The sequence below is a fragment of the Candidatus Pelagibacter communis genome, assembly GCF_001180225.1.
GTDB lineage: Bacteria > Pseudomonadota > Alphaproteobacteria > Pelagibacterales > Pelagibacteraceae > Pelagibacter > Pelagibacter ubique_D.
On record NZ_CVST01000051.1, the window covers coordinates 1 to 558 of the forward strand.

At 31.0% G+C, this 558-nt stretch carries 1 protein-coding gene and 1 pseudogene; both read left to right on the forward strand.

Annotated elements, in window-relative coordinates; all coding sequences use genetic code 11:
- Window positions 1-326 (forward strand): phosphate-starvation-inducible PsiE family protein (locus tag AMN99_RS04230; protein ID WP_075506588.1); only part of this gene is annotated, 326 nt, incomplete at its 5' end.
- A gap of 6 nt (window positions 327-332) precedes the next feature.
- Window positions 333-558: pseudogene (locus AMN99_RS04235) on the forward strand (FAD-binding domain-containing protein); the annotation flags it as partial.

The window sequence follows — 558 nt, forward strand, 5'->3', positions numbered from 1 at the left end:
GTACAGTAATTGCAGTTGGAATTGAGATGAAAAACATGTTCTTAAATCAATCTGTAACATTAGCTGATCTTCTATTAATGTTTCTTTATTTAGAGGTCCTGGCGATGGTTAGAGTTTTTTGGAACCAACAATCAATTAGTATTACCCTTCCACTGCTTATTGCGATTACTGCTCTTGCACGATTTATTATTTTGCAAGGAAAAGAAATGGATCCTACTGCACTTGTTTATGAAGCTGTCGCAATTTTATTAATTGCTGGAGCAATTGTTGTCTTGAGATTGAGACATAGTGATAAATTGGGTCTCAAGAAAAAAAAATCAAAATAATTTAAGATGATGTTTGAACCTTCAAGGGCTAAGGCCTTAAATCAATTAAATAATTTTATCGATAACGGTCTTGCAGAATACTCTAAATTAAGAAATTTTGATTTTGGTCCTGAAAAAAGAAATAACATATCTTGCTTATCTCCATACATAACACATGGAATTATTAACGAAAAAGAGGTAGTCCAGAAAGCTCTAAGCAAATTTTCTTTTTCAAAAAATGAAAAATTTATTC